This window comes from Butyrivibrio proteoclasticus B316, from assembly GCF_000145035.1.
Classification (GTDB): Bacteria; Bacillota; Clostridia; order Lachnospirales; family Lachnospiraceae; genus Butyrivibrio; species Butyrivibrio proteoclasticus.
On record NC_014387.1, the window covers coordinates 180,828 to 204,916 of the forward strand.

The window sequence follows — 24,089 nt, forward strand, 5'->3', positions numbered from 1 at the left end:
CCCATCTTACAGAAAGTCCTGGGTTTGCACAACAGTATTGTTAGGGGGAACAGCATTAGTGAGTATCATCAGTGCTTGAAGTACCGCGATACTTATTCTTTTCCAGTAATGCCGATTCCGGTAGTATTTCCCAAAATTTATTAAACATGTTGCATAAGTGTTTTAGTGAGATACAGAGAAAATCAAAAGCAATACAGTATCGTTAGTGTGGAAATTACTTATAATCCGATTGATTCCATAAATAATAGTATAACGACAGGGTTAGTATATGAAGGTAGCTATTTCTATACCAGTTCATGAAAAACCGGATGTGGTCATTGATCAGATAAATAATATCAAAAAATATGTTCCGGACGCAGTATTAGTCATACATGTTAGCAGTGAGCTGAAAGAATACGCTGATCTAGAAAGATTTATAGCCAATGAAAACAGCGTGTACATGAATCCTGAGCATCTTATGTGCGGTTGGGGAAAAATTATAGATGCACATATATCGAATTATAAATACCTAAGATCGATTACAGATTTTGATTACATAATGTTCCATGCCTCAAATGATATGTACATCCGTAAAGGAGTTGAAAAATATATTTCGCAGTTTGACGCCGGTTTTCACGTGCATAAAGTATTTAAGATTAGTAGGTGGTGGCCGAGCGTTTGTGCATTGGAGGATCCTGTTGTTGCCGAGATTTTGCATCTAATTGATGAGGATTCCATTGTTGCAACTCAGGTAGAAAGCTCATTTTACAGTAGAGTGCTTTTCGACGAAATTGTAGAGACTATTGAAAATGCAAGAGCATTAACTGCTCAAAATACAAGGCTGAATTACGAAAAGAACTACACGAGAGAAGAAGTCTACTTTTCAACGATTGCAAATCATTTAATGCTGGAAAGAGGACTTCACAGAGGATTTCCAACAACTTATTCAGAAGTTCATGATTTCGACCGGGCATTATGGAAAAAACAACATGTTACTTGGGGTATATATCACCGTCTCGGGCTAAACAAGCTAATACCCAGAGCGTCATATGACAAGTTCGAAAAAGATTATTCTGATAGATTTGCTGAAAAGAACAAGACAGCCCTTACTGTACATAAGGTAAAGAAGCTGATAAAGAATCCATCGGCCTTTCTGAAAACACACTTGTTTTTGAATGATTCAGTGGCTAGGTACAGATTATATGGAGAAGAGATTTTTTCTGTAAAAAGAGTTCCAAGAGATATAAACAATCCATTGCGTGTTTATATAAATGAGCTAAAGGAGACATGAAGTGAGATGGAAATTATAGCACATCGGGGTTTTTGGAAGGAAACTAATGAAAAGAACCAAAAAGAAGCTTTTGAACGTGCAAGAAATGCGATGATTGGGACAGAAACAGACTTTAGAGATTATATGCAAAAGCTTGTCATATCACATAATGTCGCAGGTCCTACCTGCATGGATGCGGATGATTTCTTTGCATTGTACAAAGATCAGAAGTTTACGCTGGCACTGAATGTAAAGGCAGATGGAATCCAGCAGCTTTTAAAAGAGCTTCTGATTAAACACAATCTAACAAATTATTTCTGTTTTGATATGTCTATTCCTGATACTTTGGAATACATTAATTCGGGTTTGAAATTCTTCGTTAGAGAAAGCGAATACGAAAAAATAAGCAGCCTTTATGAAAAGGCTGATGGCGTCTGGGCAGATGGCTTTGAGTCAGATTCATGGATTACCAAAGAATACATTAAGAATCATAGAGAGAAAGGCAAGAAGGTCTGTATTGTATCTTCAGATCTACACCAAAGAGCTTACACGGATTTGTGGGAACGAATAAAAGATAAGGAACTACTTGATGATGATGGAGTGATTCTCTGTACAGATTACCCGGACAAAGCAAAGGAGTTTTTCTATGGGAAAGATTAAAGCGATAATTTTCGACATGGATGGAGTACTGATAGATGCCAAAGAATGGCATTATGAAGCTCTTAATAGGGCACTTGAATTATTTGGTTACACAATTACCCGTTATGACCATCTTGTAACATATGATGGCCTTCCGACCAGAAAAAAGCTCGAAATGCTTACCAAAGAGAGAAATCTGCCTAAGGAACTACATGGATTCATCAATGAGATGAAACAGCAGTATACGATGGAAATCGTACATTCTAAATGCAAGCCGGTATTTCAGAGAGAGTATGCAATATCCAAACTAAAATCTGAAGGATACAAGATAGGCGTTGCGTCTAATTCTGTTAAGAATTCTATAGTGACAATGATGGAGAAGAGTGATCTAAGTAAGTACCTTGACACCATCGTTTCTAATCAAGATGTCAAAGAAGGAAAACCAAATCCTGAAATATACATAAAAGCAATCAATAACCTGGGGATGAAACCCGAGGATTGCATGGTAATTGAAGATAACATAAATGGCATCAAGGCAGGAATTGCAGCTGGTGCTCATGTTATGCAGGTAGAAAATGTTCATGACGTTACATATGACAATATAGTCAAAAACATAAGAGAGTTTGAGGAGACGAACTAATGCGAGTATTAATGCTTTTTTCTGGAGACGACAAGGCATTTAAAGATAGTGGATTCCAGTACCCCAAGAACCTTACCGAGATAGGTGGAACACCCATGATAGAGAATGTCATGAGATGCTTTAGCGATGTTCTTGGTTGTGCCGATGAAATATTACTGACAATGCGGCAGCAAGAAATAGACAGATATCATACTTCTTCTGTAGCGAAACTTCTATATCCTAAAGTAAAGATAGTAAGTGTTCCTAATATCACAAAAGGTGCTGCATGTGCGGTGTTACTGGCTATTGCCAGTATTGATAATTCTGATGAGCTCTTGGTTATCAACGGCGATATCATCATTGAACAGTCAATTATGCCGGCCATAGATGATTTCAGGAAAAGAAAACTTGACGGCGGAGTAGTTACATTTGAAAGCGTACATCCAAGATGGTCGTTTGTTAAGTGTGACGAAACAGGGCAGATCATCGAAGCTACAGAAAAGAGACCAATAAGTAAAAATGCCACAGTGGGTGTTTATTATTTCAAGCATGGCAAGGACTATGTTGAGGCGGCAGAGAATATGATACGTAAAGACGCTGCAGTCAATGGCTCATTTTATATATGTCCTGCCTTTAATGAGCTGGTGCTTATGCAGAAGAAACTCGGGATATATCAGATAGACAGAGATAATTACTATTCACTTGCGTCTCCTTCAGGAGTTGAGGCGTATGAAAAACATTTGGAGGGCTAAATGAAGGTAGATTCACTAAATGCTATGACAAAAGGCTGGTTTATCGGAAACTTTGATCCATCGCTGTTTAAGACTAATGACGTTGAAGTGGCTGTTAAACGCTATAGAGCAGGTGACAGCGAAGAAGCTCACTACCACAAAATTGCTACTGAATACACCGTCATAATAGATGGTGAAGTAGAAATGAATGGAGTCAGATACAAAAAGGATGACATTATAGTCATGGAACCGGGTGATGCTACGGATTTCAAGGCAATTACGGATAGCACAAATGTGGTGGTAAAAATTCCTGGAGCCAACAATGACAAGTATCTTGTGGAGGGAAAATAAATGTTGAATATCGTTATTCCAATGGCAGGAAGAGGAAGCAGATTTGCAGATGCAGGCTATGAACTTCCCAAGCCTCTTATAGATGTAAATGGTAAACCCATGATAGAAGTGGTGACCAATAACATAAGCCCTAGATGCGAGCACAGATTCATATACATCTGCCAGGAAGAACACTTAAATAAGTATAACCTAAGTGATGAGCTTGAGAGAATGTCACCTGGTTGCAGGATAATCACAATAGACCATATCACAGAAGGCGCGGCATGTACTGTGCTCCTATCTGAAAAGTACATTGATAACGATGACGAGATGATGATTGCTAACAGCGATCAGTATGTAGATACAGACATAAACGATTATATTCCCAAGATAAAGGATAACGATGGTCTTATCATGACAATGCCGGCAGATCATCCTAAGTGGAGCTATATCAGATTTGATGAAAGTGGTTATGTTACAGAGGTCCGTGAAAAAGAAGTAATTTCGCATGAAGCAACAGTGGGAATCTACAACTATAAACATGGTAGTGATTTCGTTAAGTACGCGCATCAGATGATAGAGAAAAATATAAGAGTAAATAACGAGTTCTATGTTGCTCCTGTTTACAATGAAATGATCGCTGATGGCAAGAAGATTGTGTTCCACAATGTTGGAGAAAAAATGCATGGATTAGGAACACCGGAAGATCTTAATATTTTTTTGAATCTACTAAATGAAAAATAATGAATTAGATAATAAATGTATGCATAGGGGTGTATTGTTTTAATCCAGTAAACCAGGCGGATAGTAAATAACTATATCTAGATGTATAAATCATTGAATGAATAATTGATGTAATAAAATTGTTTGATTTTGTAGCAAAGAGGTATTTCGTGTTTGTTTATTTAATTTTGGTTTTTTAATTGCTGAATTAGGTTTAAAAATAGACGTAATGAAAAATTAGTTGATTTTTGGATGATGTTAATAAGACAGTAAGCTAAGCAAAGAAAATGTTGAATGGAGAATGTTGAATAATGGGAAAAGTGACAAAAAAAGTGCTTGATGATGAATATATAGACGAGTATCTTATGAGATTGGCTGAGAATAAGCAGAAACAAGCATGGGTAGGAACTAGACCGCCATTTGAAATGACACCAATTGATTTATTGAATAGTACAAACTGCAGGGTCAGTTCCAAACTGCATCATCAATATACGGTTGTGTGGTTTATGGAACATATGATGTGTGATATTCATCCCCTGAGTTGGAAGATAGCCTTAGATGAAGCAATTTGTTTGTTAAGAAGAGAAGGAAAGCTAATAATAAGAACTAAGCAAAATGATCATTTCACTATTCCTAAATTGAAAAACTTTTTGGGTAGAAAGATAGATATCAGCTGCGAAATTGATTTGGAATACAAATTCAAAGATGATACATGGATTCTAGTATTCAATATTACCAGAAATAATTATGAAAGTTATCTTTCTGACTCATGGACTTTTGCTGTACTGACAAATGGTAAAAAAGAAAAAAATGTTTTGCATTTTTTGGAATCGATAAAGTTGGCGCATGAGGCATATGAAAAACGAAATGATATTGAGATTATTATATGTGGACCTCAAAATGAAAAATTTGATAGATATGATGTTCGATATATTGACTTAGGTGAGTTTAGAGATGATTGTTATGCCGAGATTAGCAGAAAGAAAAATGTTATAGCAAAAGAAGCAAAGAATGACAATTTGTTAATTGCGCATGATAGATATGTTCTACCTCAAAATTTTTTTATTGGGTTTGAAAAATATGGGTATGATTTTGGGTATGTAACAGTTAGGCAATCATACACTAATGGAGATGAATATCCTGCGTTTTGCAGGATGGACAATTATCTGCTGTGGGGGAATCCTGTTAGAGTTGATAATTATAATTATCTATTTCCCAGTGCGTTTTTAAACGGGGGATTATTGATATTCAAAACATATCTGTTAAGAAATATTGGTTTTAATAAACTTCTTATGTGGAATCAAATGGAAGATGTTGAATTAACGAAGTCGTTTCAAGAACATTCTATTATTCCTAGAGTTAATTTTTTTGTTGAAGCTGTCACAATTGGGGTGAATACAGATTATACGGGGACCTTTAAATTAGAAGATACAGGGAGTTTAGTCAGTGCATGGGGCCATGATAATACACCATATTCCATTAGACCTAAATTTGCAGATAGTAAAATTGTTAAAAAATTGCAATATATTGCTATTTTCTTTCCTAAGAGATTAAAGAGCAATAAAGTTTATAGAAAAATGGTAGATTTTATTTTATCTAAGTAAGGTGGGTATAAATGAAAAAAATAGCTTTTTTAGTTGAATCAGAATATGGTGAGAAACATTTTGGAGTACGTAACTATTTCTCTACAATCTTTAATTCATTGGAAGAAAAATATGATGTTGATTATATAACGTATTCAACATGCCGGCAAGGAGTGCTTTGGTATAGGGTGCTAGAGGATAAGCGGCCAAAAGATATCCAAACTGACAGTATTAGTATTACAAATAATAGGCAATTTTCTTATAAAAAATATATCTCAAATAAAAAAAATAAAGTGCTAGATAAAAAATGCTATTATTTCCAATATTTAGGGACGGATTTAGAGAATGAAAAATACGATGCATGTATTATTACAAATCCTTGGTTACTGACACCAATTGTAGATATTAAATCTCCAAAGATTATAGGAATAGTATATGACTTAGTTCCTAATGAATATTCTCTGGTTAAGTCAGTTCCGCCGATAGATTTTGCTAGTGAACATAACATTGGTTACGAATATTACAATAAACATTGTAATGCAATTATAGCTATTTCTAAGCAAACGATGGATCAATATCGTAGGTATTACTCTTCCGCAAGTGGGAAGATATCTTTTTTTCCTCCTTTTATGCCCTATCATTTTGAATGTGGTTTTCATAATGAACATGAGATTAAAGAGAATTCTATAATTTTGGCAGCCCCATTTGATTTAAGAAAGGGATTAAAGAAAATACCTAAATTATTAAATCCAATAAAGGACTGGATTGATAAAATTTATATTTTTGGTGAACCAAGGTGCGCCATTTCGGATTTTGACGAATTTTTCAAAGAAATAGATGCAAGAATAAAAATCGTATATTATCCTACGATTTCATATGTCGATTTAATCGATTTATATAGTAAATGTAAGGTTTTATTATTTCCATCAAAAGAAGAGGGATTAGGATTGCCAATTATAGAAGCACAAGTCTGTGGATGTAGACCTGTGACGACAAACGAAGAACCAATGAATCAATTGACGCTTAATGGAAGTTACTTGTTATCTGATGATGACGAACAAGATTCGAAAGAAATCGCAAAAATGTTGAAGGAAGAATTCGATTACGATGAATTGAAGCGTGTTGCCCGAAGGGAGTTTTCTATAAAAAGGGTAATTGAAATGATAGAAAAAATCATTTGAGTAATTAATTTAGCGATTTTGGTTGAATTAGTAATACCTTGCGGATAAATGTGGAAGGATTTGTATATGAATACAATTTTATTGTCAGGTGGTTCAGGTAAGCGCTTGTGGCCACTGTCTAATGATATTAGAAGTAAACAATTTATAAAAATATTTAGAACAAACAATGGAATATATGAGTCAATGTTGCAGCGTATGTATACAGGATTAAAGAATGCAGATAACGGCTGCGATATAACAATAGCTACATCTAAGAATCAGGTATCTACTATCCATAATCAACTAGAAGAAGGATATTCACTATCAGTTGAGCCATTCAGGAAAAATACCTTTCCTGCGATTGTCTTAGCAGCAAATTATCTTCATGAGATAAAGCGGATAAGCATGGATGAAAGCGTTGTCGTCTGTCCTATTGATTCTTATGTGGAAGATGATTTTTTTAAATCTATTAAAGAATTGTATAGACATGTTGGTTTATCAGAATCAAAAATACTAATCATGGGTGTTACGCCAACTTACCCAAGTGAAAAATATGGTTATGTAATTCCTGTAGACAAAGCGCAATTCAGTGAGGTTACTGCATTTGCTGAGAAACCAGATAAAGAATGTGCTCAGCAGTTCATCGATAAAGGCGCTTTGTGGAACTGTGGTGTTTTTGCGTTCAAACTAGGATATCTTATAGATAAATCTCACGAACTATTAGATTACACGGGATATAGTGATTTACTAGATAAATATGCATCTCTAGATAGCATTAGTTTTGATAATGCAATTTTAGAGAAAGAGAAAATGATAGAAGTCATGAAATATGAAGGTAAATGGAAGGATTTGGGAACCTGGAACACTCTCACTGAGGAAATGGACGATTCTATTCTGGGGAAGGGTGTTATAGCAGATAGTTGTCAGAACGTTCATTTAGTTAATAGTTTGGATATTCCCGTTCTTTGTATGGGAGTAAAAAATGTAGTTATATCTGCTTCTCCAGAAGGAATATTAGTTTCTGACAAAAAAGAATCCAGTTATCTAAAAAAATATGTTGAGAGTTTTGACAACACAATCAAATTTACAGAGAAGAGCTGGGGCACTTACCGTGTCATAGATATTGAACCATCAAGCATGACTGTAAGAGCTACCTTAAAAAAAGGTCATGGCATGAGCTATCACGCCCATGCTAATAGGGATGAATCTTGGAATATTACTTCAGGATCAGGAGTTGTTGTTATAGATGGGGTAGAAAAAGCTGTTGAAGCAGGAGATGTAGTTGTTATAAGAGCTGGCTATAAACATACAATTAAAGCTCTTACAGACATGGAATTGATAGAGGTTCAGTTTGGAACCAACATAGATGTTAAAGACAAAGTGAAATACGATTTGACTAATGATTTTGAGAGCTGCAGCCGCTACGATGATTCAATCTAATATGTTATGTCAGTAAAAGAAAGGATACTCCTATGAAGAAAGCGTTAATTTTTGGAATGGACGGTTTTGTTGGAAAGTACATGGCGGAAGAACTTATTCAAAACGGCTATGAGGTATATGCATGTAGCCGATTCGGCAATCATGATCACCCTTATGATGGTTGGTATAGCTGTGATCTTAACAGTACTGATCAGGTGAAAAATGTCATAGCAGAAGTTGGACCCACACACGTTATCAACCTTGCAGGACAAAGTAATGTTGGTATTTCATGGAGAATACCAAAACTTACTATTGAGACAAATGTATGTGGAGCAATTAACATTATAGAAGCTGTCCATGAATGTGATTTGAATATTAGCATCTTAATGATCGGTTCAAGTGAAGAATATGGCGTTTCTGATACGGACCTATCTGAGGATAGTTTATTAAATGCTTCTAATCCATATGGAATATCAAAGATGATGCTAGAAAGATTCTGCGAAATATATAGAAAACGATATGGAATGAAGCTTCACTACGTACGGCCATTCAATCATACTGGTGTGGGACAAAACGATAACTTTGTAATTCCTTCATGGTGCAAACAGGTTGCTGCAATATCTAAAAGTGGTAAACCAGGGTGCATGTTTGTCGGAAATCTGGATATAGTTAGGGATTTTTCAAATGTAAAAGATATTGTCAGAGCATATAGACTGATTATCGAGAGTGACGATAGTGAAATAGTCTATAACGTTGGCAGTGGTAATTGTATTCCACTGAAAGAAATATTAAATCATGTTATTTCTCTTTGTGACCAAGAGATAACTGTTCAGGTTGATCCTAAGCTGTTAAGACCGATAGAAAATCCATATATATGTTGTAATGCGAGTCTTCTAAGAAAAAGACTTGGTTGGGAACCGCAGTATGATATACGTAGGACGGTTGAGGAAATATATGGATATTTTATAGAAAAAACTTCAAAAGGTTGAATTAGAATAATCCGAATTAAGTATTGTGATGAGTGTTTTTGAATAGTGTTAGCATCGGGTGATACTGGCCAAACATCATCGGAGAATTTTGACCAATATCCATCGGAATGAAATAATCATGCGTTATATTGGTTTTGGTTGCGTCTTGCGTGACAAGGGCAGCCGTTGCTGCCTTAGGTGCCAACTTACATAAAATAATGATACAGTCAATGGTGCTTCAGCAAGCGTAGCGATCCATTGACTGCAGCTATATTCTATGTAACCAGAGACCTTGGTTATCTATATTCGATGATATCTGGCTAAAATAATCCGATGCTGAATGGTTAAAGTCACCCAACGCCAACATAGTGATTAATGCGATTGGCATAAAACAGACTTTCAGCATGATTTTATGTACTATGATTGAGCTTGTATTTTATGATTGAGGATCGTATGGAACGGACTATACACATATGTATAATATGGGGAACTGCAAGGAAATATGAGGAATCCATAAAAGCAGTGGTAAGGAGCAAGTTCACTATTCTTGCTGAATACGAAGTGCAGTGGGATGAAGATAAATTCGGCTTTAATTTAACCTCTTTATATGAAGAAAACTTTATTTACGATAGATTTCAACAAAAAATAAGAGGGACAGGGCCATTTCTAGTGCTTGTAGTCGAAGATTCTCAGCCATATTTTCGGATGCAATCTACCAGAAGGGGAATGGAACTTCTGAATGATAATGCATTCACCGTCAAGAATAAAGTCAGAAGTGAAATTACACATACCTTTAATTTCCATACAAGTATCAATTATGAAGAAACAAGGAACAATTTTGTTAAGTTATTCGGTATAAGTTTAACTGATTATATAGAAGAAGGTATTTTTCCTGCTGAGAGAGTCTACTTAAAAAGAAATTGCACCGGAGTCGATGGATGGAAAAGCCTTTCGGAGTTCTTTTACGCTATTAATGAAACAACAAAGTATGTTGTTTTACGAAATTATGAAAAATTACCTGATAGACATAGATATGACCCAGATGGAGACATTGATATTCTGGTAGAAAAACTTCCTGTATTCCTTTGCGTTATTAACCCACAAGTGTATGAGACGGAAAATGCATATCAGTTTTTTAACTGGATACAAATAGGTGATCAGAAAATTCTTATCCATGTAAAGTATGTTGGAGACCACTATTACGATAAAATCATTGAAACCCGACTTTTGGAACGTCGAATAAAGAACAACATGGGAATATATGTCCCTGATACAGAGTTGTATTTTTGGACTTTACTTTATCATGGATTATTTCACAAAGAGAATTACGAAAAGTATATATCTGTATTGGAAACAATAGCACCTCAAATAGGCGTTTTGTTTAAACCAGATAAAGAATATTTGTGTTGTCTACTGAGTGACTATTTGCGCAACAATGGTTGCAGATGCAAATTGCATTTGGATGCAGGAGCTGCATCTCTTCAGACTCAGAATTTTAGAGGGGAACACTTAATTGACGATAACTTTGTTTTTTATGTGTTTAAGGATGAGATATCTGTTCTGATTGTTTGGGAATACCTCATATATGACAACCCTAAACTTTTTTCAAGATTTGTTCAGCACTATGATTCGTTGTTCCTGCTTGAAAAGCACGTGTTGATAAATGCAAATGGTATATACGAGAAATATAGAGAAAAGGCTAAGGCTAACGAGTATTTATGGAAATATGTGCCAAGAGGTGGTTGCGTTTCAGAGTTAAAATATGTACATGAGCCAGGCGAAAAACCTTATTTTTCGAAGAAATTCTTATCAGATGAGGATTCGGTTGAAATCTACGGCTTGATCTACAAAAACGAGAATAAAGTTTTATGGATTGAAGGAAAACAATTAGATTGTGTTTGGAAGAAGCACTTCTTTTCAGTAAAGACAGAAGAGCGATTAAATATGCTCTTAAAGGATATTTGTGAATATTTTGAATATATATTTACAATGTTTTCTATCGATGATTGGACATTATCCGGTGAAATTTGGGATGGAAAACCGCAGAACTGTTTTTTGGTAAATGGAAAGAACTATTGCTTGTTTGACAAGGAAGCCACATCGGAACACCCAATTACCAAAGAATTTTTAGTTAAAAAGTGTTTAAATGAAGTGTCCCGGCAGGACTTTTTGTATTTGGACAAACAAGAATATGATTTCTTGAAAAATGAGATTTTTAAGCACTTTGGAATTGAAGAGAACGATTTTGATGACGTAACTATAAAACAGCATAGTGATGCAGTAGTAGAGATACTGAACCTGACAGGTAAATATCCTACAGTAGAAAGTGTTATAGATGCTTCATTTATGCAGGATGACTTAATGCTTATAGAAAGACATCGTTTGATGAATTATGATCAAACGATTGATTTGCTGTGTAATAGAATCAGTTCTCAAGATGGCAGAACAAAGCGTCAAGATGAAAGAGTGCTCAAATTAGAGCAAAGAATTAGAGAATTAGAACAAAGCGTGGAAGATAAAGATAGTTATATTGAGCGGCAACAAAAATATCAAGATGAAAAAGAGCTGGAATTAGAGCAAAGAATAACAGAACTAGATAAAAGTGTAGATGATTGTAATCGGATTATTTCATTGCAAAAAGAATATCTAGAGAGAATAGAATGCAGTGTTACGTACCGGTTGGGGTATCTTCTATTATGGATTCCAAAGAAAATTATTCATATGTTTTTCTAAGAATGGATGCAAAGATTCTTGAATTAGTTCATGTTTTGCACTTTACTAATCCAATGGGGTACAACTTTTTAAATCGGTCTGCCACGGCAGACCGATTGTTAAACATTATTATGAATCGAGCGATAGTGACTACTCAACGTTTATCTGCTCAAATAGTTCGTTAATAGTTACGCCAGATAACTTTAATTCATCTTTTAACTGAACTCTGATTGAGTCATCGGATGCATTAAGACTTTTGGCGAAACGTATTATAATTAGAGAACTTTTAAATTTATGGTTATCTCCGCTTTCTGTTTGAGCTGTGTAATGGTGTAGTCGATAACATCAATGTCAGTATTGGTAGTGGTTTGTTTCTCCTATGAAACTATATGTTTTAGCATTTGGGTGAGGTGTTTTCTATGTTCATAACTGATATCAAGAATATTTGGATATTCAGAGATATGATCTTTGAACTAACACATAGAGAACTTAGAGGAAAGTATAAGGGTTCTGTACTTGGATTCTTATGGACATACATCAATCCGCTTATGCAGATTCTGGTGTATGCATTTGTCTTTTCACAGATATTTAGAAGTGGAATTGAGAAGTTCCATTTGTATCTGATTGTTAGTATGTTTCCGTTCAATTTTTTTACTGGAGGTGTTCTCCAGGGGCTTGGAAGCGTCAGGTATCAGGGCGACCTGGTTAAGAAAGTCTATTTTCCAAGGCAGATTCTGCCTATAGTTTCGCTTACTGTGAATTTTGTAAACCTTCTTATCTCTTTTGGCATTATCTATAGTATTTTGTTGATCTCTGGATGGGGTATCAATCTGAGGATTCAGTTGTGGCTTATTCCAGTTCTTTTGACTGAGTATGTATTTGCTCTGGGGCTGGCATTTCTGCTGGCTGCAGTTGAGGTGTATTTTAGGGATATTGAGCATATCGTGTCGGTACTGATGATGGTGTGGATGTACGTGACACCGATGTTCTATAGCATAGAGATAATACCCGAGAAGTTTCTTAAGTTCTTTTACTGTAATCCGATGTTGTACATTATCAGTATGTTCCAGCAGATTCTGTATTATAAGGTGGCTCCGGACCTGAGGTACATGGGAAGGGCAGTGTGCTTTGCGATTGCATTCCTCATAGTAGGCAGCATTGTGTTCAAAGTACTTGAGAAGAGATTTGCGGAGGAACTGTGATGCCAACTAGAGAAGCTATCATTGAAGTTAATGATGTGTACAAGAACTTCCGTGTCTATTTTGATAAGGGAAGTATGTTAAAAGAGCAGTTCGTAAACCCGGGACGTTCCAGGTATGAGGAGAGGGAAATCCTTAGAGGAATTTCGTTTAAGGTATACCGCGGAGAGACGGTGGCTCTGATTGGTCAGAATGGATGTGGTAAATCAACAACGCTCAAGATGCTGACCAAGATTCTTTATCCCAATAAGGGTACTGTTACGGTTAATGGCAAGGTATCGAGCCTGATTGAGCTTGGAGCGGGCTTTCACCCTGATATGAGTGGCAGGGAGAATATCTATATCAATGCATCAATCCTGGGAATCAAGAAGGAAGAGGTTGATAAGAGAATCGATGAGATCATAAGGTTCTCTGAGTTGGAGGAATTCATTGATAATCCTATAAGGACTTATTCGTCAGGAATGTACATGCGCCTGGCTTTTTCTGTTGCCATTAATGTTGATGCAGATATTCTGTTGATTGATGAAATCCTTGCGGTTGGTGATCAGGCGTTTCAGGAGAAGTGTATCAGAAAGCTTGATGAGCTCCGTGCTTCTGGCGTGACTGTTGTACTAGTATCACACGCTATGGGGCAGATTAAAGAGATAGCAGACAGGTGTATCTGGATAGAGAACGGACAGATCAGGGAAGATGGAGATACGGAGACAGTCTGTAATCATTACGAAGAAGCCATGACAAGACGCCGTGAGGAGCGTGATGAGCTTGAGGATGAGCAGAGGAAGGATGCAGCTCAGGTTGCTGTAGAGCCAGTGCAAGAGGTGGCTACTGATGATTTGAATGCCCAAAAAGAATACAGGAAGAAAGAGAGAGAACGTCGTAGAGCTGAGAAACAGCAAAGGGCTGAGGCCTTTGCTGCCAAGTGGCAGGGGGGAGGCATCCAGGGTAAGCCTGTTGCCGGTGTTGTTATGATTTCCCTTATGATACTTCTGAGCGCATGCAGTTCCATTTTTATGATAGGGCTTAATGAAGTTTCGGAGGATATGCTTCCTGTAATAGAGAGGTCTTTGATCCATAGAGTATTTGGGTATGTTTTCTTTGTTCTTGGAAGGATATCTGTGCCAATGCTTCTTATAATGCTTGGCTTTAACGTGCTTCCTATGGATTTTGATGGAAGGGATAAGAGGCTTGGGTACTATAAGAAGGTTTTTATGCCAACGTTTGCAACATGGATAGGGCTAGTGATAGCATATCAGGTTTTCCTTCACTTCTGGGATGGAAGAGGATTTGATGCGCTAAGGATGTGCAGACAGATTTTTTTGATTGAGTATGTAGAGCTAGGTCATGCGTGGATATTCAGATTTATTATTTTGTTTCTTTTTGTGGCCCCCTATGTTTCTATGATATTAAAGCTATTTAGTGTTGGAACGCTAAGGTTTCTCATGATAATTGGGTGGGTGCTTATTTTTCTTTTCCCGGGGCTTGATCTGTATGGGCAGGCCAATGGGGGAGAGATGAGTTTCCCACAGTCTTTGGGGACATTTTGTTATTTCTTTTACTTCTGCCTGGGATTTCTGGTATCGAGATATATGCAGAGGATATTCAAGGGGAGCAAGGAAGTGGTGTTTTTTGTGCTTTCTTTTGTGCTGACTGTATGGTCACAGCTGTTTTTGAATGCAAAAGGGATTGATTATCTTATAAAGCCGACATATTTTGGAATATCACTTATGGCTCTATTTGGTTTTGATCTTCTGGTTCGTGTGAGAGTGGATGAGATGTATCCAAGGATAAGTGTTTTCTTTAAGGGGGCGTACAAGTGCGTTCGGGGGGCGTTCTATATTTTTGTGCCTGTACAGATGATGCTTGAGAGGTTTGTTGTCAAACCTTGGATAGTACAGGAAAGTGGCGGAATTGGAACTTTGGTAGGAACGATGCTTGTTCTATGGGTGTTGACGTTTGGCGTATCTATGGGAATTGCAGGGATTGTCCACTCATTGAGAGGGCTGAGTAAGCATCCAACTGCTACAGAAGAATTATAGTAAAACTATCCTTTCATAACGTCGTTATCATAGAGCAGGACGCTGCTTTAATGGTATCTTGACAAGAGTCAAGCTTTTCACACCATTAATTGGAACCGAGGAGACATGTCCCGTCACCTCGGTTTCAATCTGTTTGTGTAGCATCTTTTAATAAACCCCCTGCTCTGCAGGGGGATAACAGCTGCTTCAGCTTACAGTAAAAAACCTCCCGTGATAGAATTACTTACGGTTCGCCAACCAAAGTAAAATCACAGGAGGTAGTCCAAAATGGACATGAATAGTTTATCACACACAAAATGGGAGTGTAAGTACCACATAGTATTTGCACCTAAGTTCAGGAGAAAGGTTGCATACGGTCAGATCAAGCAGGATATAGCAAATATTCTCAGTACATTATGCAAGAGGAAAGGTGTAGAAATTATAGAGGCAGAAGTATGCCCAGATCACATACATATGCTGGTAAGGATCCCGCCGAGTATGAGTGTATCAAGCTTCGTAGGCTACTTGAAAGGAAAAAGTACGCTTATGATATTTGAGAGGCATGCAAATCTCAAGTATAAGTACGGCAATAGACATTTCTGGTGCAGAGGCTATTATGTAGATACTGTAGGTAAGAATGCAAAGAAAATTGAGGAGTACATAAAGAATCAGTTAAAAGAGGATTTAGAGTACGACCAAATGACACTAAAAGAGTATATTGACCCGTTCACGGGTGAGCCGGTAAAGCAAAACAAATAAAAATGAGCCCAGGGGGCTCTGTAGGAAAATGATGTTGCGGCTGGCGAACCATTCGGCGAGTCTTTAGACTCAGTGCCGGCAACAGGCCCTTATAGGGCCAGAACAAACCACCGGCTAAGCCGGTGGTTCTGATTAGATAATATTTTTAGCTTCAAATTTTACATTGTTGAAAGTCATTTGATAAATGTCAATGCCAAGATTGTAGTCCTTGTTAAATTGGAGAATAAGTCTTTTGTCTACTTCCTCAGTCTTTAATCCAAAGTATATGGCTTGAATTTTCAGATGCTGATATATGTTAGGTCGTTCTACAGAAATTAGTCTCCATTCTTTTTCAAAGTTCCAATTTTTATTTTTTACCAGTGCGTTTCTAACAAGCATAACATTTTCATGATTCTCCTCGTAAGTTGAGCAGCGGTATGTATTGGCAGTTTTGTCATCTGGATAAATAACAGGAAGAAGTATTACTTCTGGGGAGGAGAGGTTCTTGGCATTAAAATCAGTAAGGTCATATTCTATACAGATGCCTTTATGCTCTTTGGCATAATAGTACCACATGGGTATATTCATGTTGGATAGCGCAAATGCTGCCTCGGCTTTTTCATAGGTCTTTAAATCTGGAATAGTATATCTGCTGTCAAAGATATCATCAAAATCTTGGGGTTGAGCCAGGTATACTATTATTTGCTTCAAGCTCCTTAATGTGGGCTTGAAGCTCGGCGATGGTAGCATCTTTTTCTTCAATAACAGTGGTTAGTTTTTCAGGCATCCGATAGGAATGACATATACGCCGTCTTCACGCTTATAACCATATTCAGTCGCGGTTATGACAAGCTTAAGATCCGGCAGTCTTAGCGGGACCTGTTTTTCCTTTTTGTTGTACTCTCCAATGAGTCTTTCTATCTCGCATAGATGTTCGGCGCCCATATCAATTTCTTTACTTCCGAGTTTGAATTCTATCAGAGCATATCGCCCATCCTTAAGATGGAGTACTGCATCCGCTTCCAGACCATAGCGATCATGGTAATATGAGACTTCTCCGTTCATTCCGGAGGAATAAATCTTTAGGTCTCTGATACATAATGACTCAAAAAGGAAACCTAAGGTCTTGAAATCGGTATTGAAGTAGTCAGGCGAAAGACCAAGTGCTGCTACTGCTATGGATGGATCCACTAGATTTCTTTTGTTACCGGATCTGATTGCTTCTTTTGAACGGATTGCGGGACACCATGCAGGGAGTTCGTCTATTATGTATAAATCTTCAAGATCATGGAAATAATCATAGAAAGTAGGCTTTGATATTCCCGTTGCCTGCGAAGTATCTGAAAAAATGGTTTTTGTTTCTGCCAAAGTACATATATTTCTTGAATAGGATCTTATCAGGCGTTCTGCCCATAAAGGATTCCTTTTAACATGGCTGATATTAGAAATATCAGTATGACAAGTCTGATAAAAGAGATCAGATGCGATAGAAAGCGCAGCTTCCCTGTTCTCGACATCAATACTTTGCGGCCATCCGCCACGACAGATAGCATAGATCAGGTCGTCAATCGTCAGCTTAGACTCTTCCCATTCGATATCCTTTCCTTCAAAAAGATCCATAAGCGAAACGGTACCCGAAGACTCGCCGCTCTCATACAGACTCATAGGAAACATACGAAGTGTTGAAATCCTCAGTGTTCCGGTATGAGCCGTTTCAACCTTCTGGGAAGATGAGCCGGTAAGGATATATTGACCTTTTAATCCGGAGTCGTCCACGCTTTTACGTATTGCTCCCCAAATCTTCGGAGCATCCTGCCATTCGTCAAACAGCCTTGGTTTATCTCCGATCAGAAGCTTTGAAGGCATGTTTTCAGCAACGGACAAAAGCCCTTCTCGGGTATCTTCATCTTGAAACTCTATATAGCTATTTGCATAATGCTTTGCAGTTGTTGTTTTTCCACAGCCCTTTGGTCCCACGATTAATGTTGCACCAAAAGCCTCGAGCTTTAGTTCTAACGCGGAATCAGTTATTCGGTTGCGATATATCTTTTCTGTATTATCCATATGTTATTCACCTCAAGGATGATTATACTTCATTTAACATATATGCGCAATCTTGTTTTACATTTATGAGGTCGCTCGTCTTACACATATGCGATATAATATTTTACAGATTTGTGGCGGTAATTTAAGGTAAATTAATGAAGATGCAGAGAGAACAGAAGATCTGGCTGAAGTATTCAGGAACATTATTGATCGACTGGATGAGGAGCTTGAGGAAGGTAACTTGTCAGCATTATCCCACAATGTTATTATTAGGCTAACACATAAAGTTGTCTACAAAGTTAGCAGATGAGAATGCATCTCTAAAGGCTGAACTAGAAGAGCTTAAGAAGCAGATGAAGAAATAGTTTAATATGTATTGTTTTTTATAAGAACTAGCTCCTAAAGTAAGGAATGAAATCACCTGGCATTAGGAGCTTTCTTTTACCGGAAGGATGAGGACATATGAGTATTGATGAACTGAGAATTGATATTGCAAAAGAACAGAAGAAAGGACTTCCGTTCATTATGGCATCGGTAGTTATATGGACACTGATACTGATAGTGTCTTGCCTTAATTTACCACTGCATACAAGGAATCTGCTTGTGTTTTGCTATAGTCCTCTTTTTTGAGGTGAAAACTATCAGTATTGAGGGAGAGTACGATGACAACATCAGAGAAGCTTGAGAAACTGTTGACAATTGCACAAAGTGACAGAGAACTTAAGGAAAGGCTCCTTGCAACAAGAGAGTCAGCTAATCCTGTTGCGGACTTTTGCGAGATTGCGACTGATGTGGGATTACCATTATCAGTTATGGATATTATTAATCAGGGTGAGGAATTCTATGCCGAGATTAAGCGTAGTACCAACGGAGGAGGAGAAAATTCACCGGATCTTGACTTTCAGAATGATGAATATTCTATTTTTATGATGAGGTTAGGCACAATATAACCGAAATTTTGATAAAAGTTTTATTAATTATATGGCTCTATGCCGCGAAAACTAGGATTTACGCGGTATGGGGCTTTTTTATGCGCAAAATCGAAAAAGCCACTAATTGTCTAACATTAGTTGTAGAAAAAGCCCAAAAAGTGTATTATTAAGTTGTTATACTGTTTTATTATATGCAATTACTATGCCATGGCGGAATAATCAGCATATTATGCGCGGAATATATTCGGTATAGCGTTAACGACTGAAGAAATTGTGACGAGGAAGGAGCGAATAATACCAGATGCAAATGCGAGAAATATCCAAGTTATTAGGACAGTTTGCTATGGTTGGACAGCTGGGATTGTCACTGCTCATGCCGCTTCTATTGTGTCTTTTGTTGTGTTATCTTCTGGTCACCAAATTGTCTGTTGGTGCGTGGGTTTATATACCGGGGTTTGTTTTGGGGCTCGGTGGTTCTATGACAACCGCCTACAAGGTCTATCTATCAGTTATTCACAGGGAAGAGAAAAAGAAAAAAGAAAGAGATTCAGGGGAGGTTTACTTTAATAAGCATGTTTAAATTACAGGATGCAGTTAAGAAGGAAACCCGCAACATAGCTATTGGTACAGGAATCGGTGTACTGATAATGTTTGCTGTATTTTTTTTGTTGCACATGGTACTTCCAAAGAATTTGCCATTTGGATACTATGTACCATTTGATTACAAGGTGATTCTAGCTGGAATTGTCGGCTTTTTTGTCGCTGTCGGAAATTTTTTCTGGATGGCAGTTACAGTTCAGAAAGTGACATCCATTGAGGATGAGAAGAGGGCAAGGGAAACAATGGGCGTAAGCCTTCGTTACCGCACTCTGATGCAGCTTCTGTGGGTGATACTTGCTATAGTAGTTCCAGTTTTTAATCTGGTGGCGGGCATTGTTCCGCTGTTTATACCTAGCATCACAATAAAACTACGCGGGATTATGTCTGCGGGGAAAGGAGGTTGAAGGCGAAAGCATGAGTAATGGTTTCGAAGTCGATTATGCGGTAGTTTATAAGACCTTTCACACTGGAATACCGATCCTGGGCGATTTCAAACTGACAGAAACACTTATCGTAAGCTGGATTGTCATGGCGATAATCACAGGGCTGTGTATTTTCCTTACGAGAGATCTTAAAGTCGAAAACATTTCGAAGAGACAGGCTTTTGCAGAGATGCTTGTTGAGACGGGCAATAATTTTGTTCGTAACAACACAGGAGGCAACAAGTTTGATAAGCTGATCCCGTTTGTTTCAGCTCTTTTTGCTACTAGTGTGATATCAAACCTGATAAGCCTCATAGGACTGCGAAGTCCAACAGCAGACCTATCAACAGAAGCAGCCTGGGCAGTAGTTGTTTTCATAATGATAACTGCCACCAAGATTAAGACCAACGGATTTGGCGGATATTTGAAGGGTTTCACTACACCTATTGCAGTTATGACCCCGTTTAATATTTTGTCAGAGTTGGCAACACCAGTAAGTATGGCTTGCCGTCATTTTGGAAATATTCTTTCCGGTGTAGTTATTGACGGACTTATCTACTGGGCTTTGGGACTTGCATCAGCAGCGTTATTCGGACTGATTCCGGGAGCGGTTGGAAGTTTCCTTTCCAAGATTCCTATCCTAGGCATTGGTATCCCGGCTGTAACCGGTGTTTACTTTGACTGGTTCTCCGGCTGTATGCAGGCATTTATCTTCTGTATGCTGACAGTAATGTATATTGCAAATGCAGCAGAGGAGGGGTGATATAGGGATTACGAGAACGAAGTGAAGTAATCCGATAGCACGCCTAAAATTTTAACTAAATACAAAAACTAATAAAAACTTCATTTAGGAGGCAAAGAATTATGGGTGATTTTCAGATGCTAGCTAAAGGTATTGCACTTGCAGGATGTGGTATTGGTGCAGGATGTGCACTTATCGCAGGTATTGGTCCTGGTATTGGTGAAGGAACTGCGGTTTCTAAGGCACTTGAAGCTATCGGACGTCAGCCTGAGTGTAAGGGCGACGTAACAGGTACTATGCTTCTTGGTTGTGCGGTTGCTGAGACAACTGGTATCTATGGTTTTGTTACAGGTCTTCTTCTTATCTTCGTTGCACCTGGTATGTTCATGAACTACCTGCAGTAATAATGGATTCAAGGTATCAAATACGCATGCTTGCATGCAAGGATTTGATACTTTGAAGACTAAACGGACATGAGGAAAAAAGGCATTTTACAAAGTAAAATGACGATTTCCGAATGTACGCCGGATTGCGAGAACGAAGTGTAGCAATCCGAGTTACTGCAGATACGTGGTGAGAAACACAGCACAAAATAAAGGAGAGACCAATATGGATATGCAGGCCCTTTTACAGCTCGCTGCGGACACAAAAGAGACGCAGGAACTGGTTACTTTGGTGCCCTGGACGTTTATCATTCAGATAATCAACCTGTTTATCCAGGTATTTCTGATCAAGAAATTCCTTTTCAAGCCAATCAATGACATTCTTGAGAAGAGAAGAAATCTTGCAGATAAATCGATCCGAGAGGCAAGAGAGGCCCAGGATAAAGCCGATTCTCTCAAGGAACAGTATGAAAGCAGCCTTACCAAGGCACATGCTGAAGCTGCTGAAATAGTTTCCGAAGCACAGAAGGAAGCACAGGTAAAAGCTGACACAATTGTGCAGGAGGCAGAGCAGCAGGCAGCAGGCATTAAGGCCAGAGCTGCTGCAGATATTGAGCAGGAGAAGAAGAAGGCAATTAACGAGGCCAAAGATGAAATCGGTGGTCTTGCAATGGATATTGCAGGCAAGGTAGTTGAAAAAGAGATCAACGAAGCCGATCACAGAAAGCTTATTGACGACTTTATAAATAAAGTTGGAGCTTAATAATTTCAAGTAAGGAGAAAAATTATGAGTAGTGCTGGAGATCTTTATGGGCAGAGCCTGTATGATCTGGCAGCGGAAGAGAACCTTACGGATGAAATACTGGGCGAGATGGAGGCGGTAAAAGAGATTTTCAAAGAAAATCCCGATTACGTGACACTTCTATCGGAACCTTCAGTCCCCAAAAAAGAAAGACTGCAGCTTGTAGATGAAGCATTTAACGGAAGCCTGCAGCCATACCTTATGAACTTTATCAAAATTCTCATAGAGAAAGGGCTCCTTCGAGAGTTTTCTGCTTGCCAGAAGCGCTTTAGGAGAAGCTACAATGAGGCAAACGGCATCGCCGATGCCCTTGTGACTACAGCAGTTGCACTTGATGATGCACAGTTATCACAACTCAAAGAGAAGCTTGAAAAGCTCAGCGGTAAGAAAATTCTTTTGAAACAGAAGACAGATCCAGGCGTCCTTGGAGGCGTAAGAGTAGATCTGGAGGGACAGCTCTTTGACGGAACAGTCAAAGGAAGGTTATCCGAGCTTCGCAGACGAGTAGACGAAACAGTCATCTAATAAAAACACGTCGGAGGATGATATGGAACTAAAACCAGAAAAAATATCCGAGGTCATTCGAAGCCAGATAAAGAACTATCAGAATGCAATTATCCAGAACGAGACCGGAACAGTTCTTACCGTTGGTGATGGTATTGCCAGAGTTAGCGGACTTTTGAACTGTATGTCCGGAGAGCTTTTGGAGTTTGAGAATGGTACATTCGGAATGGCTCAGAACCTCGAGGAAACAGTAGTATCCGCGGTATTGTTCGGAGAAGATGTAGGTATCAGCGAAGGACAGACCGTTAAGCGTACAGGAAGAGTTGTATCTGTTCCTGTAGGCGAGCAGATGATTGGCCGTGTTGTTAACGCCATTGGTCAGCCAATTGACGGACAGGGACCTATCGAAGCATCAGAATACAGACCGGTAGAATCACCGGCACCCGGCATCATTGCAAGACAGCCGGTTAAAGAACCACTTCAGACAGGTATCAAGGCTATCGATTCCATGATCCCTATCGGAAGAGGACAGCGTGAGCTTATTATCGGCGACAGACAGACCGGTAAGACCACGATTGCTGTGGACACAATCCTTAACCAGAAGGGTAAAGATGTTATCTGTATCTATGTAGCTATTGGACAGAAACGTTCAACAGTTACATCTCTTGTTGAGGATCTTAAGAAGGGCGGAGCTATGGACTACACGATCGTTGTAGCAGCTACAGCTTCAGAGCCCAGCCCACTTCAGTACATCTCTCCATACACAGGCTGTGCTATGGGTGAGTACTTTATGCACAAAGGAAAACATGTACTTTGTATCTATGACGACCTTTCCAAGCACGCTGTAGCATACAGAGCACTTTCACTTCTTATCAGAAGACCACCGGGACGTGAAGCTTACCCTGGTGACGTTTTCTACCTGCACTCAAGACTTCTTGAGAGAGCAGCTAAACTCTCAGATGAAAATGGTGGCGGATCACTTACAGCCCTTCCTATCATCGAGACACAGGCCGGTGACGTATCAGCCTATATTCCTACAAACGTTATCTCTATCACAGACGGACAGATATTCCTTGAGACAGAGCTTTTCCACTCAGGTATCATGCCAGCTGTTAACCCCGGTATCTCAGTATCCCGAGTTGGTGGTAACGCGCAGATCAAGGCTATGAAGAAGGTTGCCGGAACCCTTAAGCTTGTTTATTCACAGTACCGTGAGCTGCAGAGCTTTGCTCAGTTCGGTTCAGACCTTGATGAAGATACCAAACAGCGTCTTGCTCAGGGTGAAAGAATTGTAGAAGTCCTCAAGCAGAACAAGAATAACCCTGTTCCTGTAGAGAAGCAGGTAGCTATTCTGTACGCGGTTGTAAATAACATCCTGATGAAGGTTGAGGCAAGTGATGTTGCTGAGTACGAGGCAGGTCTTTATGACTTCCTTGATCAGAATCCATCCGGAATTGCAGCAATGCGCGAGATTCGCGAGAGCGGCAAGCTTGAAAAAGAGACAGAAGATAAGCTAAAGGCAGCGCTCGATGCTTATACAGATAAGTTTGTTAAGAGCAGATAAGGAGGATAA

25 protein-coding genes are annotated in these 24,089 nt (G+C 38.5%); 23 read left to right on the top strand and 2 right to left on the bottom strand.

Annotation, left to right across the window (positions count from 1 at the left end; translation table 11 throughout):
- Nucleotides 1-268 precede the first annotated feature (268 nt).
- The 14 genes from BPR_RS00760 to tnpA all read left to right on the top strand — a co-directional run bounded on the left by BPR_RS00760 (nt 269) and on the right by tnpA (nt 16,106).
- A complete protein-coding gene (locus BPR_RS00760; RefSeq protein ID WP_013279551.1) occupies nt 269-1,270 on the top strand; it encodes a hypothetical protein in 1,002 nt (333 codons plus the stop codon).
- A gap of 6 nt (nt 1,271-1,276) precedes the next feature.
- Nucleotides 1,277-1,909 (top strand): PI-PLC domain-containing protein, encoded by a 633-nt coding sequence (locus tag BPR_RS00765; RefSeq protein WP_013279552.1) that lies wholly within the window; start codon nt 1,277-1,279, stop codon nt 1,907-1,909.
- Nucleotides 1,896-2,528 (top strand): HAD family hydrolase, encoded by a 633-nt coding sequence (locus BPR_RS00770; RefSeq protein WP_013279553.1) that lies wholly within the window; start codon nt 1,896-1,898, stop codon nt 2,526-2,528. Before BPR_RS00765 ends, BPR_RS00770 begins: the two co-directional genes overlap by 14 nt.
- Nucleotides 2,528-3,259, top strand: coding sequence for a glycosyltransferase family 2 protein (locus BPR_RS00775; protein ID WP_013279554.1), 732 nt, complete (start codon nt 2,528-2,530; stop codon nt 3,257-3,259). The genes BPR_RS00770 and BPR_RS00775 overlap by 1 nt, the downstream gene beginning before the upstream one ends.
- A complete protein-coding gene (locus tag BPR_RS00780; protein ID WP_013279555.1) occupies nt 3,260-3,589 on the top strand; it encodes a cupin domain-containing protein in 330 nt (109 codons plus the stop codon). It begins immediately after the preceding gene.
- Nucleotides 3,590-4,312: a glycosyltransferase family 2 protein gene (locus BPR_RS00785; RefSeq protein ID WP_013279556.1), complete on the top strand. Its 723-nt coding sequence runs from the start codon at nt 3,590-3,592 to the stop codon at nt 4,310-4,312.
- Nucleotides 4,313-4,602: 290 nt separating this feature from the next.
- Nucleotides 4,603-5,895 (top strand): hypothetical protein, encoded by a 1,293-nt coding sequence (locus BPR_RS00790; RefSeq protein ID WP_013279557.1) that lies wholly within the window; start codon nt 4,603-4,605, stop codon nt 5,893-5,895.
- Nucleotides 5,896-5,906: 11 nt separating this feature from the next.
- A complete protein-coding gene (locus BPR_RS00795; RefSeq protein WP_013279558.1) occupies nt 5,907-7,055 on the top strand; it encodes a glycosyltransferase in 1,149 nt (382 codons plus the stop codon).
- A gap of 66 nt (nt 7,056-7,121) precedes the next feature.
- Nucleotides 7,122-8,474, top strand: coding sequence for a sugar phosphate nucleotidyltransferase (locus tag BPR_RS00800; protein ID WP_042256294.1), 1,353 nt, complete (start codon nt 7,122-7,124; stop codon nt 8,472-8,474).
- Between the two features lie 32 nt (nt 8,475-8,506).
- Entirely contained in the window at nt 8,507-9,442 is a 936-nt protein-coding gene (locus BPR_RS00805) for a GDP-mannose 4,6-dehydratase (protein ID WP_013279560.1), read from the top strand.
- A gap of 432 nt (nt 9,443-9,874) precedes the next feature.
- Nucleotides 9,875-12,154 (top strand): hypothetical protein, encoded by a 2,280-nt coding sequence (locus BPR_RS00810; RefSeq protein ID WP_042256297.1) that lies wholly within the window; start codon nt 9,875-9,877, stop codon nt 12,152-12,154.
- Nucleotides 12,155-12,552: 398 nt separating this feature from the next.
- Entirely contained in the window at nt 12,553-13,335 is a 783-nt protein-coding gene (locus tag BPR_RS00815) for an ABC transporter permease (RefSeq protein WP_013279563.1), read from the top strand.
- On the top strand, nt 13,335-15,368 hold the full coding sequence (locus BPR_RS21520) for an ATP-binding cassette domain-containing protein (protein ID WP_013279564.1): 2,034 nt from the start codon (nt 13,335-13,337) through the stop codon (nt 15,366-15,368). The genes BPR_RS00815 and BPR_RS21520 overlap by 1 nt, the downstream gene beginning before the upstream one ends.
- Nucleotides 15,369-15,635: 267 nt before the next feature.
- On the top strand, nt 15,636-16,106 hold the full coding sequence (gene tnpA, locus BPR_RS00825; RefSeq protein ID WP_013279565.1) for an IS200/IS605 family transposase: 471 nt from the start codon (nt 15,636-15,638) through the stop codon (nt 16,104-16,106).
- 132 nt (nt 16,107-16,238) lie between these two features.
- Here tnpA and BPR_RS00830 read toward each other — a convergent pair whose 3' ends face one another.
- Together BPR_RS00830 and BPR_RS00835 are read right to left on the bottom strand one after the other, a co-directional pair.
- A complete protein-coding gene (locus BPR_RS00830; RefSeq protein WP_207636480.1) occupies nt 16,239-16,847 on the bottom strand; it encodes a DUF2971 domain-containing protein in 609 nt (202 codons plus the stop codon).
- Nucleotides 16,848-16,856: 9 nt separating this feature from the next.
- The gene (locus BPR_RS00835) at nt 16,857-18,149 is read right to left on the bottom strand and encodes an ATP-binding protein (RefSeq protein ID WP_013279567.1); all 1,293 of its coding nucleotides are present in this window, start codon (nt 18,147-18,149) and stop codon (nt 16,857-16,859) included.
- Nucleotides 18,150-18,593: 444 nt separating this feature from the next.
- Between BPR_RS00835 and BPR_RS20685 the strand changes: the two genes are divergently transcribed.
- From BPR_RS20685 to atpA, 9 genes are all read left to right on the top strand, one after another.
- The gene (locus BPR_RS20685; protein WP_154649883.1) at nt 18,594-18,761 is read left to right on the top strand and encodes a DUF7010 family protein; all 168 of its coding nucleotides are present in this window, start codon (nt 18,594-18,596) and stop codon (nt 18,759-18,761) included.
- 32 nt (nt 18,762-18,793) lie between these two features.
- Nucleotides 18,794-19,081: a hypothetical protein gene (locus tag BPR_RS00840; RefSeq protein WP_013279568.1), complete on the top strand. Its 288-nt coding sequence runs from the start codon at nt 18,794-18,796 to the stop codon at nt 19,079-19,081.
- 283 nt (nt 19,082-19,364) lie between these two features.
- Entirely contained in the window at nt 19,365-19,643 is a 279-nt protein-coding gene (locus tag BPR_RS00845) for an AtpZ/AtpI family protein (RefSeq protein ID WP_013279569.1), read from the top strand.
- Nucleotides 19,636-20,067: an ATP synthase subunit I gene (locus BPR_RS00850; RefSeq protein ID WP_013279570.1), complete on the top strand. Its 432-nt coding sequence runs from the start codon at nt 19,636-19,638 to the stop codon at nt 20,065-20,067. Before BPR_RS00845 ends, BPR_RS00850 begins: the two co-directional genes overlap by 8 nt.
- 10 nt (nt 20,068-20,077) lie before the next feature.
- The gene (locus tag BPR_RS00855) at nt 20,078-20,848 is read left to right on the top strand and encodes a F0F1 ATP synthase subunit A (protein WP_013279571.1); all 771 of its coding nucleotides are present in this window, start codon (nt 20,078-20,080) and stop codon (nt 20,846-20,848) included.
- Nucleotides 20,849-20,949: 101 nt separating this feature from the next.
- A complete protein-coding gene (gene atpE, locus BPR_RS00860) occupies nt 20,950-21,231 on the top strand; it encodes an ATP synthase F0 subunit C (RefSeq protein ID WP_013279572.1) in 282 nt (93 codons plus the stop codon).
- A gap of 205 nt (nt 21,232-21,436) precedes the next feature.
- Nucleotides 21,437-21,973 carry a F0F1 ATP synthase subunit B gene (atpF, locus tag BPR_RS00865; protein WP_242662175.1) on the top strand — a complete coding sequence of 179 codons (537 nt, stop codon included), beginning with the start codon at nt 21,437-21,439 and terminating at the stop codon, nt 21,971-21,973.
- Between the two features lie 24 nt (nt 21,974-21,997).
- Nucleotides 21,998-22,537, top strand: a complete 540-nt coding sequence (gene atpH, locus BPR_RS00870) for an ATP synthase F1 subunit delta (RefSeq protein WP_013279574.1) — start codon at nt 21,998-22,000, stop codon at nt 22,535-22,537.
- A 22-nt stretch (nt 22,538-22,559) separates the two neighbouring features.
- Nucleotides 22,560-24,080, top strand: coding sequence for a F0F1 ATP synthase subunit alpha (gene atpA, locus BPR_RS00875; protein ID WP_013279575.1), 1,521 nt, complete (start codon nt 22,560-22,562; stop codon nt 24,078-24,080).
- The last annotated feature ends 9 nt before the right edge of the window (nt 24,081-24,089 follow it).